Origin of the sequence: Enterococcus sp. AZ149 (genome assembly GCF_051714285.1) — a bacterium.
In the GTDB taxonomy this organism is placed as follows: domain Bacteria; phylum Bacillota; class Bacilli; order Lactobacillales; family Enterococcaceae; genus Enterococcus_D; species Enterococcus_D entomosocium.
The window spans coordinates 2,068,049-2,081,532 of record NZ_JBIORO010000001.1 but is presented as its reverse complement, the minus strand read 5'-3'; the positions used below and the strand labels follow the sequence as shown (position 1 = coordinate 2,081,532).

General features: G+C 45.1%; 15 protein-coding genes, 1 tRNA gene and 1 other annotated feature. Of the genes, 11 read left to right on the top strand and 5 right to left on the bottom strand.

Annotation, left to right across the window (positions count from 1 at the left end; all coding sequences use genetic code 11):
• Nucleotides 1–14: 14 nt before the first annotated feature.
• The 4 genes from trpC to trpA are packed head-to-tail and all read left to right on the top strand — an operon-like array spanning nt 15 to nt 3,380.
• Nucleotides 15–773, top strand: a complete 759-nt coding sequence (gene trpC / locus IGI94_RS09770) for an indole-3-glycerol phosphate synthase TrpC (RefSeq protein ID WP_086332469.1) — start codon at nt 15–17, stop codon at nt 771–773.
• Complete coding sequence (locus IGI94_RS09765) at nt 770–1,417, top strand: phosphoribosylanthranilate isomerase (protein ID WP_008378521.1); 648 nt, start codon at nt 770–772, stop codon at nt 1,415–1,417. The genes trpC and IGI94_RS09765 overlap by 4 nt, the downstream gene beginning before the upstream one ends.
• Complete coding sequence (trpB, locus tag IGI94_RS09760) at nt 1,414–2,607, top strand: tryptophan synthase subunit beta (protein ID WP_315040054.1); 1,194 nt, start codon at nt 1,414–1,416, stop codon at nt 2,605–2,607. The genes IGI94_RS09765 and trpB overlap by 4 nt, the downstream gene beginning before the upstream one ends.
• Nucleotides 2,604–3,380, top strand: coding sequence for a tryptophan synthase subunit alpha (gene trpA / locus IGI94_RS09755; RefSeq protein WP_086332467.1), 777 nt, complete (start codon nt 2,604–2,606; stop codon nt 3,378–3,380). Before trpB ends, trpA begins: the two co-directional genes overlap by 4 nt.
• A gap of 153 nt (nt 3,381–3,533) precedes the next feature.
• Here the strand turns inward: trpA and IGI94_RS09750 are convergent, their stop codons facing one another.
• The 4 genes from IGI94_RS09750 to IGI94_RS09735 all read right to left on the bottom strand — a co-directional run bounded on the left by IGI94_RS09750 (nt 3,534) and on the right by IGI94_RS09735 (nt 6,390).
• Nucleotides 3,534–4,391, bottom strand: a complete 858-nt coding sequence (locus tag IGI94_RS09750) for a PhzF family phenazine biosynthesis protein (RefSeq protein WP_034872250.1) — start codon at nt 4,389–4,391, stop codon at nt 3,534–3,536.
• A gap of 361 nt (nt 4,392–4,752) precedes the next feature.
• Complete coding sequence (locus IGI94_RS09745) at nt 4,753–5,001, bottom strand: hypothetical protein (protein WP_010747977.1); 249 nt, start codon at nt 4,999–5,001, stop codon at nt 4,753–4,755.
• Nucleotides 5,002–5,472: 471 nt separating this feature from the next.
• A tRNA-Arg gene (locus tag IGI94_RS09740) sits at nt 5,473–5,546 on the bottom strand.
• A gap of 145 nt (nt 5,547–5,691) precedes the next feature.
• On the bottom strand, nt 5,692–6,390 hold the full coding sequence (locus IGI94_RS09735) for an O-methyltransferase (RefSeq protein ID WP_086332465.1): 699 nt from the start codon (nt 6,388–6,390) through the stop codon (nt 5,692–5,694).
• A 576-nt stretch (nt 6,391–6,966) separates the two neighbouring features.
• On the opposite strand from IGI94_RS09735, the gene IGI94_RS09730 reads away from it, so the two are divergent.
• The 4 genes from IGI94_RS09730 to leuD are packed head-to-tail and all read left to right on the top strand — an operon-like array spanning nt 6,967 to nt 11,498.
• Nucleotides 6,967–8,487 carry a 2-isopropylmalate synthase gene (locus IGI94_RS09730; RefSeq protein WP_438899663.1) on the top strand — a complete coding sequence of 507 codons (1,521 nt, stop codon included), beginning with the start codon at nt 6,967–6,969 and terminating at the stop codon, nt 8,485–8,487.
• On the top strand, nt 8,484–9,548 hold the full coding sequence (leuB, locus tag IGI94_RS09725; protein WP_438899662.1) for a 3-isopropylmalate dehydrogenase: 1,065 nt from the start codon (nt 8,484–8,486) through the stop codon (nt 9,546–9,548). The genes IGI94_RS09730 and leuB overlap by 4 nt, the downstream gene beginning before the upstream one ends.
• Nucleotides 9,529–10,911, top strand: a complete 1,383-nt coding sequence (leuC, locus tag IGI94_RS09720) for a 3-isopropylmalate dehydratase large subunit (protein WP_016612253.1) — start codon at nt 9,529–9,531, stop codon at nt 10,909–10,911. Before leuB ends, leuC begins: the two co-directional genes overlap by 20 nt.
• Nucleotides 10,911–11,498 (top strand): 3-isopropylmalate dehydratase small subunit, encoded by a 588-nt coding sequence (gene leuD / locus IGI94_RS09715; RefSeq protein ID WP_016612252.1) that lies wholly within the window; start codon nt 10,911–10,913, stop codon nt 11,496–11,498. Before leuC ends, leuD begins: the two co-directional genes overlap by 1 nt.
• A 17-nt stretch (nt 11,499–11,515) precedes the next feature.
• On the opposite strand, the gene IGI94_RS09710 is transcribed toward leuD, so the two are convergent.
• The gene (locus IGI94_RS09710; RefSeq protein ID WP_438899661.1) at nt 11,516–12,169 is read right to left on the bottom strand and encodes a uracil-DNA glycosylase; all 654 of its coding nucleotides are present in this window, start codon (nt 12,167–12,169) and stop codon (nt 11,516–11,518) included.
• 169 nt (nt 12,170–12,338) lie between these two features.
• Nucleotides 12,339–12,409: a sequence feature (ribosomal protein L21 leader region), on the top strand.
• 19 nt (nt 12,410–12,428) lie between these two features.
• Here IGI94_RS09710 and rplU point away from each other — a divergent pair.
• Genes rplU through rpmA form a run of 3 tightly spaced genes read left to right on the top strand, consistent with a single transcriptional unit; the run spans nt 12,429 to nt 13,414 of the window.
• A complete protein-coding gene (gene rplU, locus IGI94_RS09705; RefSeq protein ID WP_005225751.1) occupies nt 12,429–12,737 on the top strand; it encodes a 50S ribosomal protein L21 in 309 nt (102 codons plus the stop codon).
• A gap of 26 nt (nt 12,738–12,763) precedes the next feature.
• Complete coding sequence (locus tag IGI94_RS09700) at nt 12,764–13,108, top strand: ribosomal-processing cysteine protease Prp (protein WP_005225752.1); 345 nt, start codon at nt 12,764–12,766, stop codon at nt 13,106–13,108.
• A 12-nt stretch (nt 13,109–13,120) separates the two neighbouring features.
• The gene (rpmA, locus tag IGI94_RS09695) at nt 13,121–13,414 is read left to right on the top strand and encodes a 50S ribosomal protein L27 (RefSeq protein ID WP_003126181.1); all 294 of its coding nucleotides are present in this window, start codon (nt 13,121–13,123) and stop codon (nt 13,412–13,414) included.
• Nucleotides 13,415–13,484: the final 70 nt, after the last annotated feature.

Genomic DNA, 13,484 nt, shown 5'->3' with positions numbered 1-13,484 from the left:
TAAGGAGGAGAATCATGGATTTTTTAGAAACGATCATCCAGAAAAAAGTTGAAGAAGTTGCCGCGATGCCACAAGAAATCGAAAAGGTCGTAACGAAACGTCCATCATTTTATCAGCAAGTCAAGGACCGACCACAAAAAATGCACCTCATTGCTGAAATCAAGCGTGCTTCACCCTCAAAAGGAGACATCAACCAAGGAATCGACCCAGTCACACAAGCGCAAGCTTATGAAGCCGCGGGTGTCAGCGGGATTTCCGTTTTGACCGACCAGCAGTTTTTTAAAGGCTCGCTGGCAGATCTTGAAGCAGTCAGTAATGCCGTTTCGGTGCCTATACTATGCAAAGACTTTATTATCGACAGAAAACAATTGATTCGCGCCAAGAATGCGGGTGCCAGTATTGTTTTATTGATCGTGGCCGCTTTAAAACCAGAACGCTTAGCCATACTTCATCAAGAGGCAATAGCACTAGGGTTGGAAGTACTCGTTGAGACTCATAATGCGGCTGAATTTCAACAAGCCCAAGCCTTAGAGGCCAAAATCATCGGCGTCAACAATCGTGACCTAAAAACCTTTGACGTTTCCTTGGATATCAGTGTTGCTTTAGCACCTCAGCCGTCAGAGGCGGTTTACATCAGTGAATCTGGTATTCGAACTGCCTCCGATGTGCTGCAGCTTGCACCGTTTTATCATGGAGTCCTCGTTGGAGAAACGTTGATGAGAAGCAATCGAATTGCTGAAACAGCTGCAGATTTGCAGGTGAGCCGCCGATGACCAAAGTGAAAATTTGTGGACTCACCGAACGGCTGCATGTCGAAACTGCCATCAGTGCAGGAGCAGATTACCTTGGCTTTGTTTTTGCCGAAAGCCGTCGGAGAATCGATCCGACACAAGTCCGCAAGATAACGGAGCAAGTACCCCAAAATGTAGGGAAAGTCGGGGTTTTCGTTTCTCCAAGTTTTGAAGAAGTGCAAGCGGCAATTCAAGCCGCCCAGCTGACAGCGATTCAGCTCCATGGAAAGGTTCTGCCATCTTTGCAAACAGCCATCCAGACAGGCATTTTTGCGCATCAAAAGATCGCAGTGATCCAAGCCTTTGATGGAGAAGCAGAGACTTTAGAACAAGATTTCCTAAGCTGCGATGCAGATTTTGGGTTATTGGACGCTCCAGTAAGAGATCACCCTTATGCTGGCGGCAACGGCCAATCCTTTGATTGGCAAAAAGCGGCGAGAAAACCGTTGCCGTTGTCTGAGCGATTTTTTATTGCTGGCGGTTTGCACGCGGAAAATGTAGAAGAGGCGATCCAACTTTTTAGGCCTTATGCTGTCGATGTTTCTTCAGGCGTTGAAACCCAGGGGAAGAAAGACAGTCGGAAAATCGAACAATTTATTTACTTAGTAAAGGAGAAGATAAAATGACCCAATACCCCACAGAAGCAGGTTTTTATGGTTCTTTTGGCGGGCTGTTTGTGCCAGAGACATTGATGTATGCAGTCAAGCAATTGGAAACTGTCTATCGTGAAGCACAAGCGGACGCAAGTTTTCAAGCAGAATTACAGGAATATTTGCAAGAGTATGTAGGAAGAGAGACCCCCCTTTATCATGCACAGCGCTTGTCACAACACTTAGGCGGTGCCAAAATTTATCTGAAGCGAGAAGATTTGAATCATACGGGCGCCCATAAAATCAATAATGCGCTAGGGCAAGTGTTATTAGCAAAGCGGATGGGGAAAAAGAAAGTGGTAGCGGAGACCGGTGCTGGACAGCATGGCGTCGCCACAGCGACTGCGGCCGCGTTGTTCGGTATGGAATGCACGATTTTTATGGGTGCGGTAGATGTTCAGCGGCAAGCACTAAACGTCTTTCGAATGGAATTGTTGGGAGCAAAAGTGGTTTCAGTCACTTCAGGCAATCAGACATTGAAAGATGCTGTCAATGAAGCGCTGCGTTACTGGGTCGCAACCGTCGAGGACACCCATTACGTGATGGGTTCCGTACTCGGTCCGCATCCTTTTCCAGAGATCGTTCGAGATTTTCAAAGTGTGATTGGCAGTGAGACACGACGGCAACTATTAGAAAAAGAAGGACGACTACCGACGACAGTCGTTGCTTGTGTTGGCGGCGGCAGCAATGCGATGGGAATGTTTTACCCTTTTATCGATGATCAGACCGTTCGTTTGATTGGCGTTGAAGCAGCTGGGAAAGGTGTGGATACTACTGAGCATGCGGCGACCTTGACGAAAGGCAGTATCGGTATTTTACATGGTACCAAAATGTATCTGCTGCAAGACGATGATGGGCAAGTGATCGAACCTTATTCGATTTCAGCTGGTTTGGATTATCCAGGGGTCGGTCCCGAGCATTCTTACTTGAAGGAGATTGAGCGAGCGGAGTATTTCGCTGTCACTGATGAAGAAGCCGTTGACGCCTTTTATCTCTTGTCTCAAATCGAAGGCATTATTCCTGCTTTGGAAAGTGCTCATGCCGTTGCCTATGCCCTAAAGCTAGCCCCAATCATGACACCCGAAGAACGCTTAGTGATCTGCTTGTCTGGGCGAGGGGACAAAGATGTTCAACAAATCAAAGACCGGAAAGGAGCAGCGAAATGACCAGCAAAACATTGACGATGAAACTAAAGGAGCGCCAAAAACAAGGCAAGCCACTATTTGTTCCTTATATTATGGCGGGTGCCAACGGACTGGAACGCCTGCCAGCAGAAATCGAGCTGTTGACGACACATGGCGCAGCGGCCATTGAAATCGGCGTGCCCTTTTCAGACCCAGTCGCAGATGGACCCGTCATCCAAGCAGCTGGAATGCAGGCATTAGCCAATGGGACCACTTTAAAAAAGATCATTGCTTTGCTGCAAACCATCCATTCCGAGGTTCCACTGGTATTGATGGGGTATGCCAATTCATTCTTTCATTATGGGATTGAACAGTTAGCAAATGAGTTAAAAGCGACAAATGTGAAAGGGTTGATTATTCCAGATTTACCTTTTGAACATCGATCACTAGTAACGCCTACTTTTGATGCGGCGGATCTCGCGCTGATCACACTGGTCTCTTTGACCAGTCCTCCAGACAGAATTCAGACGCTGATCGAAGACGCGGAAGGATTCGTTTATGCTGTGACAGTGAACGGTGTCACTGGAGAAAATCGCCAATACAACGTACAGCTGGATCAGCATTTGCAAGCCATTTCGGAAAAAAGTCCGATTCCAGTATTAGCTGGTTTCGGGGTCTCGACCCACGCAGATGTGCAGCGCTTTGCCAGTGTGTGTGAGGGGGTAGTGATCGGTTCAAAAATCGTAGCAGCGCTACAAAACGAGCCACTGCCTAAAGTCAGTGAGCTGTTAGCAGAACTTGTTGGTAAGCCATAGAAAACAATGTGAAGGAAAGAACCCGAATTGGGTTCTTTTTTTATGAGAAAACTAGTATTCGAGGTACTGATGGGCTGCTATGGAAAAAAGAACGTGATGTGTGAAGAGGAAAAGAAAAAAGGCTGATTGAAGATCAGCCCCAAATTGTCGTGATTATGCCAGTGTATCGGTGTCGATGGTTACTGTCTCGCAAAAATGCCCTCTGCCCCCAACGTAAACATGTTGGATTTCCTTTCGCGAAGTCGTAACGAGTTTGACAAAGATTTCAGAAGGTTCACCTAAATTGCTGCCTTGTTCAAAGCGATACACTTCTTTTTCGAGGGCACACTTTTGATACAAGAAGCAAGCCAAGGCGGCATTGGAAGTGCCTGTGGCAGATTCTTCATTGATGTCAAACAATGGAGCAAAGTTACGACAAACGATTCGTTCTTTTTCCATTGCATATAAGTGCATGCCAACTACTTGTTGAAGCGCACTTACTTTTTTTATTTCCTCAAAATTAGGTGCAACTTGCTGCAACTGGGCCGTTGTTTTGATTGGAATAAGGATATCCTTTAATCCAGTAGAAACGATTTGAATAGGAATTTGATCATTGATAGCATTGGTATCAAAACAGTCAGTTAATTGTTCTAGTGAAAGCACATCTGAAAACAGTGGTTTGTTCTGTTCCATGAAAATGACACCGTCTTTGATGGTGATCGACAAACGTCCGGCGTTGGTGTCGATGCGATACTGTTGCTTGGAAAGTTTGTTTAGATACGATAATAGTGCAAAGGAGGCAATTGTTGCATGTCCGCATAAGTCAACTTCTTCTTTTGGCGTAAAATAGTCAAATCGGAAATCGGCCTGCGGGGATTTCGATAAAAAAGCTGTTTCTGAAAAGCCTAACTCTTTTGCGACGGCTAACTTTTGTTGCGGCGTAAGAGGCTGTTCCAACAAGACGACTCCAGCCTTGTTGCCACCCGTTTGATTTTTACTAAACCCACTTGCGATATGTACCGTTATCTCCATAGGACACCTGCTTTCTTAATTCTTGTCAAGCATAGCATAATTTTTGCAGGAGGAGGATAAGAAAACGGATTGGTTGAGCGTGTTATACTGAAGGTACGATAAAATGAAAAAAATGAGTGATCGAAGAGTGCGGTATGTAAGCATACTATAGCAAAAACGTTCCTTTGAGCATGCCAACCTTTCTCGTCAACTATTATCTTATAGGTACCAGTAAATATTTTAGCTATCAAAAAAGCAAATGAGAACGCAGCATCCCTGTTGCTTTCTCATTTACTTAAATCGTTTGGTAAAAAGCGTTGAGGTTATGCTAAAATCATTGCTGCATAAAAAAATGATAACCTTACTGCGAGGCTGAAATAGTTTAACTTTGATTGTAAACTTTCAATGCTTGTTTGAGACCAGCGTAAAAAAATCCGACTGTAACTATCAACATAGGGGTCACAGAAAACAGTTGACGATAATAACGATTTTTATCTAAGTAGCTGCCATCAATGGGAAAAATCAAGGAAGAGAGGTATTGCCAGAAGGAATTGAAGTTGAACAGAAAGACAATGAAAGAAATAAGTGTAAGAATCAGCCAAAAAACAACAACGAAATTCGTTTTTTTCATAGTTCGTCTCCTTTAATAAATTAGATTATTAGCTAATAAGTATAGCATGACGGCATCGAGTTAAGTAAATCAGATATTTCTTGGAATTGTGAAATTGAAGAAACTAAGCTGTTTAAATGGAACGATTTATAGATCTCATCGATCATACAGGCAAAGCCAAGTCTTCGTTTGTTAGAACAGTGTCTACTAAATAAAACGGCGAGGTATCATTTAACTAGAGAGTGAGTATTTTACGGAGAGAAATTGCTGACAATTAGAATAAATACGGAAACGATGATGCCAATGAAAGAAATTTGCTGAAGATTGAAGCGGATGGGAAGCGATCGTTTGATTGCTTTGTGATGAGGAAGGGAACAGGCTGTTGATTAGTCACCAAATTGCTATGGCAAAAAAAATAGATCAATTTGGCACACATTTGGCACAAGAACAAACAAAAACCGCCAAGAACAAGGGTTCTCGACGGTTAAATAACGTTCCAGGAGGGATTCGAACCCCCGACCGTTCGCTTAGAAGGCGAATGCTCTATCCGGCTGAGCTACTGGAACAAATAATTTTCAGCGAATGCTCACTTCGCCTAAGCTGTTGAAATCAATCAGCAACAAATAACATTATAGAAAAAGGGCGCAGCAATGTCAATCGCTTTTCGCCCTTTTCTTATTTTTTCTTTGAAAAAAGGAAGCGCAGCTGCACTCAACCTTTCTCAGGTTCCTCAAGAATTACGCTATCTGCTTCTTTCGTAATGAGAATCACGCCATCTCCCAAAGGGACAAGCGTGGAGGTCAGCTGAGGATGGTTCATCACAGTATCCAAGAAAAGATTCAATTTGCGATGGATTGCTCGCTGGTTGCGAGGAATTTCTTCGATGGGGTGTAGAATCGTTCCAGCTTGAAATACGTCATCCACCATCAGCACACCGCCTTTGCGTAATAGACGCAGACATTCTGGTAAAAATTCAATGTATTTTGATTTGGCGCTGTCCATGAAGATAAAATCATAAGGGCCACTCAATGTAGGTAGAACGTCTGCCGCTTGTCCTTCTAATAGCGTGATTTTTTCTTCATTTCCTAAGCGAGCGTAAGTTTCTTTGGCTTTGCGGATCATGACGTCAAAGCGATCGATCGTTGTGACATGACCATCTTTCACACATTGCGCCATCAAGCTTGAAGAAAAACCGATCGCTGTGCCGATCTCAAGGATTTCTTTTGGCTGGAGTTGTCCTAATAAAAACTGCAAAAAGACCACTGTTTCATGTGGGATGATTGGCACTTCTTTTTTATGAGCGGCTTGCTCGATTTCACCAAGTTCGCCGGGTAATTGTTTTTGTTTTTCACGCATAAACGCCACTAGTTCTGGTTTGACTACTGGACGATGCATCATTTCGTTGCGCATCTTCATCCTCCTAATTTATCGCTGTCCCCTATTATACGAATAACTCACCTTAAGTTCAATCTTTTCGAGTCTTTGGAACAACAAAAAAACCAGTCATAAGACTGGCAGGATAAAGGGGTGAAAAATATTTTTGGGATATTTCTATCATAACGGTGTTATGTGGAGGTTTGGTTAAAATCCTGTGAAGATCTCGTCAGGTTCTGCTTAAATTTTCATCAAGGAAGAAAAGCAACCCATCAACAGGGTAAAAACGAACTTTTTATCGAAATATTCAGAAAATTCAGGGGAAAGTGTTGACAGAGGAACCTGCTGTTTGGTATCTTCATAACAAGATAAAAAAAGTGATAGGTGACGACGATGGATAAACGATTGAAACAAACAGCTGCATTTTTATTATTATTATCGTAAGGACTCTTTTTCTATGACCCGCCTTTTTTAAGGCATCATTTGAAGAGTCCTATTCGCATTGCATGAAGGAAACCCTTTATGGAGTGCTTTTTTTATACCATTTTTTCAATTGTGTTTGAATGAGGTCGCGCCAAGCGTGCTCCTACCACTGCTAAGGAGGAAATAGTGATGAGAAAAATCCAGTTTTTTGATACGACATTGCGAGACGGTGAACAGACCCCGGGAGTCAACTTTAATACGAAAGAGAAGGTTCAACTGGCGCTGCAATTAGAAAAATGGGGGATCGATACGATCGAAGCAGGTTTTCCGATTGCATCAGAAGGAGATTTTCAAGCAGTCAAAGCGATTGCTGGGGCGGTGACGAAAATGACCGTTGCAGGACTTGCCCGTTGTCAGAAAAAAGACATTGATCGTGCCTATGAAGCTCTTTATCAAGCCGTCGATCCACAGATCCATGTCTTTCTAGCAACGAGTAAGGTGCATCGCCAGTACAAGCTGAATATGACGAAAGCAGAAGTACTCGCTTCCATCAAAGAACATGTGGCTTATGCGCGTGAACGCTTTGAAAAAGTTCAATTCTCGCCAGAAGATGCCACCCGCACCGATAAAGCCTTCTTGCTTGAGGCGGTTCAAACAGCGATTGATGCCGGCGCGACGATCATCAATGTGCCCGATACAGTAGGGTTTACCAATCCTACGGAATATGGAGCGCTTTTTGCCTATTTGATCGCCAATATCAAAAGCGAGCAGCAGATCACTTTTTCTTCCCATTGTCATGATGACTTGGGAATGGCGACAGCCAATGCGCTGGCGGCTATTGAAAATGGTGCTGATCGGGTGGAAGGAACGATCAACGGGATCGGCGAACGAGCTGGCAATACTGCATTAGAAGAAGTGGCCTTGGCGTTGCATATTCGCAATGATTTCTATCAGGCTACCTCCAACATCAAATTAAACGAAACAAAACGAACCAGCGATCTGGTGGCACGTTTGTCAGGAATCACGGTACCGAAAAACAAAGCGATCGTCGGAGGCAATGCTTATGCCCATGAATCAGGGATTCATCAAGATGGCGTCTTGAAAAATCCTGAGACCTACGAAATTATTACCCCACAGTTGGTGGGGGTAGAAACCAACTCGTTGCCTTTAGGCAAACTTTCTGGCCGCCATGCGTTTGTCGATAAAATGCAGCAACTGGGCTACCAGTTTGACCAAGAAGAAACCAACGAATTGTTTAAACGCTTCAAAGAATTGGCAGATAAAAAGAAGCAAGTGACCGAACAAGATTTGCTGGCTTTGGTGGCCGATCAAGGCCGCAGCCAAGAAGGCGGCTGCGAGTTGGACGCCGTTCAGCTACAATACGTGTCCAATGGCCATCAAGGAGCAGTGGTTTCTATCATCAAAGACGAGGAAAAACAAGTGGCATCAGCCATCGGTGCCGGCAGTATCCAAGCTATCTACAACTCGATCGATCAGATTTTCCAGCAGCAGCCGAAGTTGTTGAATTATGAGATCACTGCCTTGACCAGTGGGGAAGATGCGCAAGCGGAAGTGCACGTGGTCATTGAATGCCGGGAAACCAATGAAAAAATCAGCGGGATCGGCTTAGACTTTGATGTCTTGCAGGCGTCAGCCAAAGCATATGTACAGGCTAGCGCAGCTCTAAAGAATCGAGGTGTCCTTGTTTGAAAAAGATCGTGGTTTTAGCAGGAGATGGCATCGGACCAGAAATTATGGACAGTGCCCTTGCGGTATTGAAAGCGGCTTGTCCTGACCATCTCCAGCACTTTCATTTTGACCAGCGGCCATTTGGTGGGGCGGCGCTGGCACTTACTGGAGAGCCATTGCCGCAAGAAACACTACAAGCTTGCCAGCAGGCGGATGCGATCCTTTTAGGAGCCATCGGTGATCCAGCTTGGGAAAACGCACCGACAACACCCGAGAAAGGACTTTTGAATCTGCGTCAAGCGTTAGGTCTATACGCCAATATTCGACCCATCAAAGTAGTTGATGCGGTGATTGCTTTGTCTCCCATCAAAGAAACGATCCTTCGAGGGACAGATTTTGTCATCGTTCGTGAGTTGACTGGCGGTATCTATTTTGGCGAAAAAGCAGAAAAACCTGAAGAAGCCTACGACATCAATCATTATCACCAAGCAGAGATTCGACGGATTTTGCGTAAAGCCTTTGAGATCGCCCGTACGCGGAAGAAGCGGGTTCTCTCTGTCGATAAAGCAAATGTGTTGGCGACTAGCCGGCTTTGGCGCCGATTAGCGGAAGAAACGGCACAGGAATTCCCGGATTGTCAGTTGACTCATCAATATGTTGATTCCGCCGCTATGAAAATCATCCAAAATCCCAAAGACTTTGATGTAATCGTGACCGAAAATCTCTTTGGCGACATTTTAAGTGATGAAGCCTCGGTTTTGCCGGGGTCATTAGGGGTGCTACCAAGCGCAAGCCATGGTGCAGAAGGGGTTTCTTTATATGAACCGATCCATGGCTCGGCACCGGATATTGCTAGGCAAAATTGTGCCAATCCGGTTTCCATGATTTTGTCTGTCGTGATGATGCTAAGAGAGTCCTTTCAAGAGGAACAGCTGGCAGATACCATCGAAAGTGCGTGTTATGAGGTAATGAATGCGGGGATCTTGACCCGTGATTTAGGTGGGACGGCAACGACAACTGCCTTTACAGAAGCGGTTATTGCACAGTTAGGAGTGAGCAATTATGGGGAAAACGCTGTTTGATAAACTATGGGATCGGCATGTGATCACAGGAGAAGAAGGGCAGGCGCAGCTGCTTTATGTCGATCTGCATATGATCCATGAAGTGACGACGCCGCAAGCCTTCGAAGGATTGCGGCAAGCGGGACGGACAGTTCGCTGTCCCGAAAAAACCTTCGCAACAATGGATCATAATGTGCCTACCAAAGATATTTTTACCATCACCGATCTGGTTGCAAAAAAGCAAATGGATACGTTACGTAAAAACTGTCATGATTTTGGGATCGAATTGTGTGACAATGGCTCTGCCAACCAAGGAATTGTCCATATGGTTGGCCCAGAAGTAGGCTTGACCCAACCAGGAAAAACGATCGTTTGCGGTGATTCCCATACTGCCACCCATGGTGCTTTCGGCGCGATCGCATTTGGGATCGGTACGAGTGAAGTGGAGCATGTCTTTGCGACACAGACGATTTGGCAGACAAAACCGAAACGCATGGGAGTTGAGATCACCGGTCAGCTGCAGCCGGGGGTGTACGCCAAAGATATTATTTTGGCATTGATCGCGACGCATGGCACAGATTTTGGTGGTGGCTATGCCGTAGAATTCTTTGGCGAAACGATCCGCAACCTGACGATGGAAGAGCGCATGACCATTTGCAATATGTCGATCGAAGGTGGGGCGAAAATGGGCTTGATCGCACCTGATGAAACGACCTTTGCTTATGTGAAGGATCGACGCTTTGCGCCACAAGCGTTTGCCAGTGCGGTGACGGATTGGGAAACCCTGTATACCGATGAAGGTGCCAACTATGATGCCCTGATCACCTTAGACGCAGCAACCTTAGAACCTTACATCACTTGGGGCACCAATCCAGAAATGGGAGTACCGGTCAGCGAAACGTTTCCTGAAGTGCGAGATCACAATGATCAGCAAGCCTATGAATATATGGCACTGCACCCCGGACAGACGGCTGCCGATATCCCCATCGAATACATCTTTATCGGATCGTGTACCAATGGTCGTTTGTCTGATCTGCAAGAAGCAGCGGCGATTTTGAAAGGTCAGACCATCAAAGAAGGGGTCACTGGCATTATCGTTCCTGGTTCACGCCCTGTTCGTAAAGCAGCGGAAGCTATCGGTTTAGACAAAGTCTTTATTGAGGCTGGTTTTGAATGGCGGGAGCCTGGCTGTTCCATGTGCCTAGGAATGAATCCTGATAAAGTACCAGAAGGCGTCCACTGTGCCTCCACGTCAAACCGCAATTTTGTTGGACGGCAAGGGAAAAACGCTCGGACGCACCTTTGTAGTCCAGCAATGGCGGCAGCAGCTGCGATCCATGGGCGTTTTGTCGATGTACGAGAAGTGGTTGGAGGTGTTGGTTAATGGAAGCTTTTACGCAATTTGAAGGTACGACGCTGCCTTTGATGAATGACAATATCGATACCGATCAAATCCTACCGAAAAATTATTTGAAGCGCGTTGAAAAAACGGGGTTTGGCGAATTTTTATTTGACGATTGGCGCTATTTGCCGCAACGCAAGCCTAATCCAGCATTTATCTTGAATGATCCAGCATATCAGACCGCTCAAGTCCTCGTCACTGGTGATAATTTTGGTTCTGGCTCTTCTCGAGAGCATGCGGCATGGGCGCTGTTGGATTACGGCTTTAAAGCCGTGATTGCTGGCAGCTTCGGTGATATTTTCTATATGAATGCCACCAAAAACGGGCTGCTACCCATCGAGCTGCCTTTGACTGTTCGCCAAAGGATCGCCTCGCTGCCTGCTTCTGAAAAAATCAGCATCGACTTGCCGAGGCAATGTGTGATCGTTGCCGGGGAGGAGCATTTCTTTGCAATCGATGCTACCTGGAAACACAAATTGATCCACGGTCTCGATGAGATCAGTATCACCTTGCAGGAAGAGGCGAAAATCACCGCCTATGAGCAGACGATTCCAGCGTATTGGCAGTAGGGCTAGGGGACTGGTCGTTATTCGTCGGCTGGTATTTGTGAAAGAATGTTTCTTAACCCTCGCCAATCAGCTTCGATTTGCGGAGTCAACGTCCGATTATAAAAGATCGCAGCGGGATGATACATCGGCACGATCAGATATTCTTTTTCCGACCATTGATAGCCATCCTTTGTCGGATTGCTTTCTTGAATTTTGGAACGGATCACTTCGCCATGGTGGTCTTTGATATAATAGGCGTTGCCTAATAATCGCTGTAGTCCGATATTGCCAACAGTTGCAATGACGGGCGGATCCACGATGGACAACTCGTAGTCAAGCAGTGGTGCGTGTAGCAAGACTTCCTTTTTGGTAGGTGTCCGATTGGGATGGACGATCTCATGGGCACCGCTGCGCTTGTTGATTCGTTCTTTGACGGAATATGGACGGCTGCGGATAGCGCTGGTGATGTAGACATCCTCACGGGTCAAACCGGCTAAAGCCAACGATTTCATCAATTCTTTTCCTGCTTGTCCGCTAAAAGGAATAAAATTCTCGATTTCGGTTCGACCAGGGGCTTCACCAACGATCATCAATTTGGGCTGCAGCGGTCCTTGACCTGGAACAAATCCTTCCAACGGATAACTGCGGGATGCCTGTTGAACGGCAGTGGCTAATTCTTTGGGGTATTGCATGAAAACTCCTCCCATTCTGTTTCGCTTGTGCTCTTTCTTCTATAGTAATAGAAAATAAAAAATGCACAAAAGGAAATGACTAGTAGCAAAAGAATTCTGTCTTTTCCTTAATTAGTGATTGACTTTAGGAAAACATTTTGATAAAGTTAATCTGTTGTAATTGTGGACTCCACAGCTACAACCGCACAGAACAAGTAGTAAGTACGAAAGTCACTTGGGATGGCGAGTCTAAGTATATTATAAGGAGGTGCTGTAGAGCATGTACGCAATTATCAAAACTGGTGGGAAACAAGTAAAAGTTGAAGTGGGTCAAGCAATCTACGTTGAAAAATTAGACGTTGAAGCTGGACAAAAGGTTACTTTTGATGAAGTTATCTTAGTAGGTGGCGAATCAACAAAAGTGGGTGCCCCAATCGTTGCAGGAGCAACTGTTGAAGGAACTGTTGAAAAACACGGCAAACAAAAGAAAGTCGTAACTTTCAAATACAAACCTAAAAAACATTCACACCGTAAACAAGGTCACCGTCAACCTTACACAAAAGTTGTTATTGACGCGATCAACGCTTAATTCTTACGAAAAGCAGGGTAACGAATATGATCAAAGGGACATTCAAACGAAATGACTCTGGTCGGATTGTTTCTTTTGAACTAGCTGGACACGCACAAGCAGGAGAATACGGCAAAGACATCGTCTGTGCTGCAGCATCCGCTTTAGCGATCAGTGCAGTCAATGGGATCGATGCTTTGGCTGGCGTTGCGCCAAAAGTTGAAGCAGATAACGAAAATGGTGGGTACTTATTAGTCACGCTGCCTTCTCGTTTGACCCAAGAGCAGTCGAATATCGCACAAATTCTTTTAGAAAATTTGTTGATCGGCTTGCAATCAGTTCAAGAAGAGTACAACGATTATATCCAAATCAAAACTACTAAAGAAAACTAGGAGGTGCATCTCATGTTGATGAAAATGAATTTGCAATTCTTCGCTCACAAAAAAGGTGGGGGTTCTACTTCTAACGGACGTGACTCTCAATCAAAACGTTTAGGTGCGAAACGTGCTGACGGTCAAACCGTTTCAGGCGGATCAATCCTTTATCGCCAACGCGGTACTAAAATTTACCCAGGGGTAAACGTAGGTATCGGTGGAGATGATACATTGTTTGCAAAAGTTGACGGCGTTGTTCGTTTCGAACGTAAAGGCCGCGACAAAAAACAAGTATCTGTTTATCCAGTAGCGCAAGAAGCATAAGAAAATGACATCCAGATTACGTAAAAGTAACCTGGGTGTTTTTTTATACACCAATGAAACCGTTTTAACG

Bases quoted from the DNA above. Each gene is read 5' to 3' on its own strand.
- trpC (WP_086332469.1), top strand. From the start codon at position 15: ATGGATTTTTTAGAAACGATCATCCAGAAAAAAGTTGAAGAAGTTGCC.
- IGI94_RS09765 (WP_008378521.1), top strand. From the start codon at position 770: ATGACCAAAGTGAAAATTTGTGGACTCACCGAACGGCTGCATGTCGAA.
- trpB (WP_315040054.1), top strand. From the start codon at position 1,414: ATGACCCAATACCCCACAGAAGCAGGTTTTTATGGTTCTTTTGGCGGG.
- trpA (WP_086332467.1), top strand. From the start codon at position 2,604: ATGACCAGCAAAACATTGACGATGAAACTAAAGGAGCGCCAAAAACAA.
- IGI94_RS09750 (WP_034872250.1), bottom strand. From the start codon at position 4,391: ATGGAGATAACGGTACATATCGCAAGTGGGTTTAGTAAAAATCAAACG.
- IGI94_RS09745 (WP_010747977.1), bottom strand. From the start codon at position 5,001: ATGAAAAAAACGAATTTCGTTGTTGTTTTTTGGCTGATTCTTACACTT.
- IGI94_RS09735 (WP_086332465.1), bottom strand. From the start codon at position 6,390: ATGCGCAACGAAATGATGCATCGTCCAGTAGTCAAACCAGAACTAGTG.
- IGI94_RS09730 (WP_438899663.1), top strand. From the start codon at position 6,967: ATGAGAAAAATCCAGTTTTTTGATACGACATTGCGAGACGGTGAACAG.
- leuC (WP_016612253.1), top strand. From the start codon at position 9,529: ATGGGGAAAACGCTGTTTGATAAACTATGGGATCGGCATGTGATCACA.
- leuD (WP_016612252.1), top strand. From the start codon at position 10,911: ATGGAAGCTTTTACGCAATTTGAAGGTACGACGCTGCCTTTGATGAAT.
- IGI94_RS09710 (WP_438899661.1), bottom strand. From the start codon at position 12,169: ATGCAATACCCCAAAGAATTAGCCACTGCCGTTCAACAGGCATCCCGC.
- rplU (WP_005225751.1), top strand. From the start codon at position 12,429: ATGTACGCAATTATCAAAACTGGTGGGAAACAAGTAAAAGTTGAAGTG.
- IGI94_RS09700 (WP_005225752.1), top strand. From the start codon at position 12,764: ATGATCAAAGGGACATTCAAACGAAATGACTCTGGTCGGATTGTTTCT.
- rpmA (WP_003126181.1), top strand. From the start codon at position 13,121: ATGTTGATGAAAATGAATTTGCAATTCTTCGCTCACAAAAAAGGTGGG.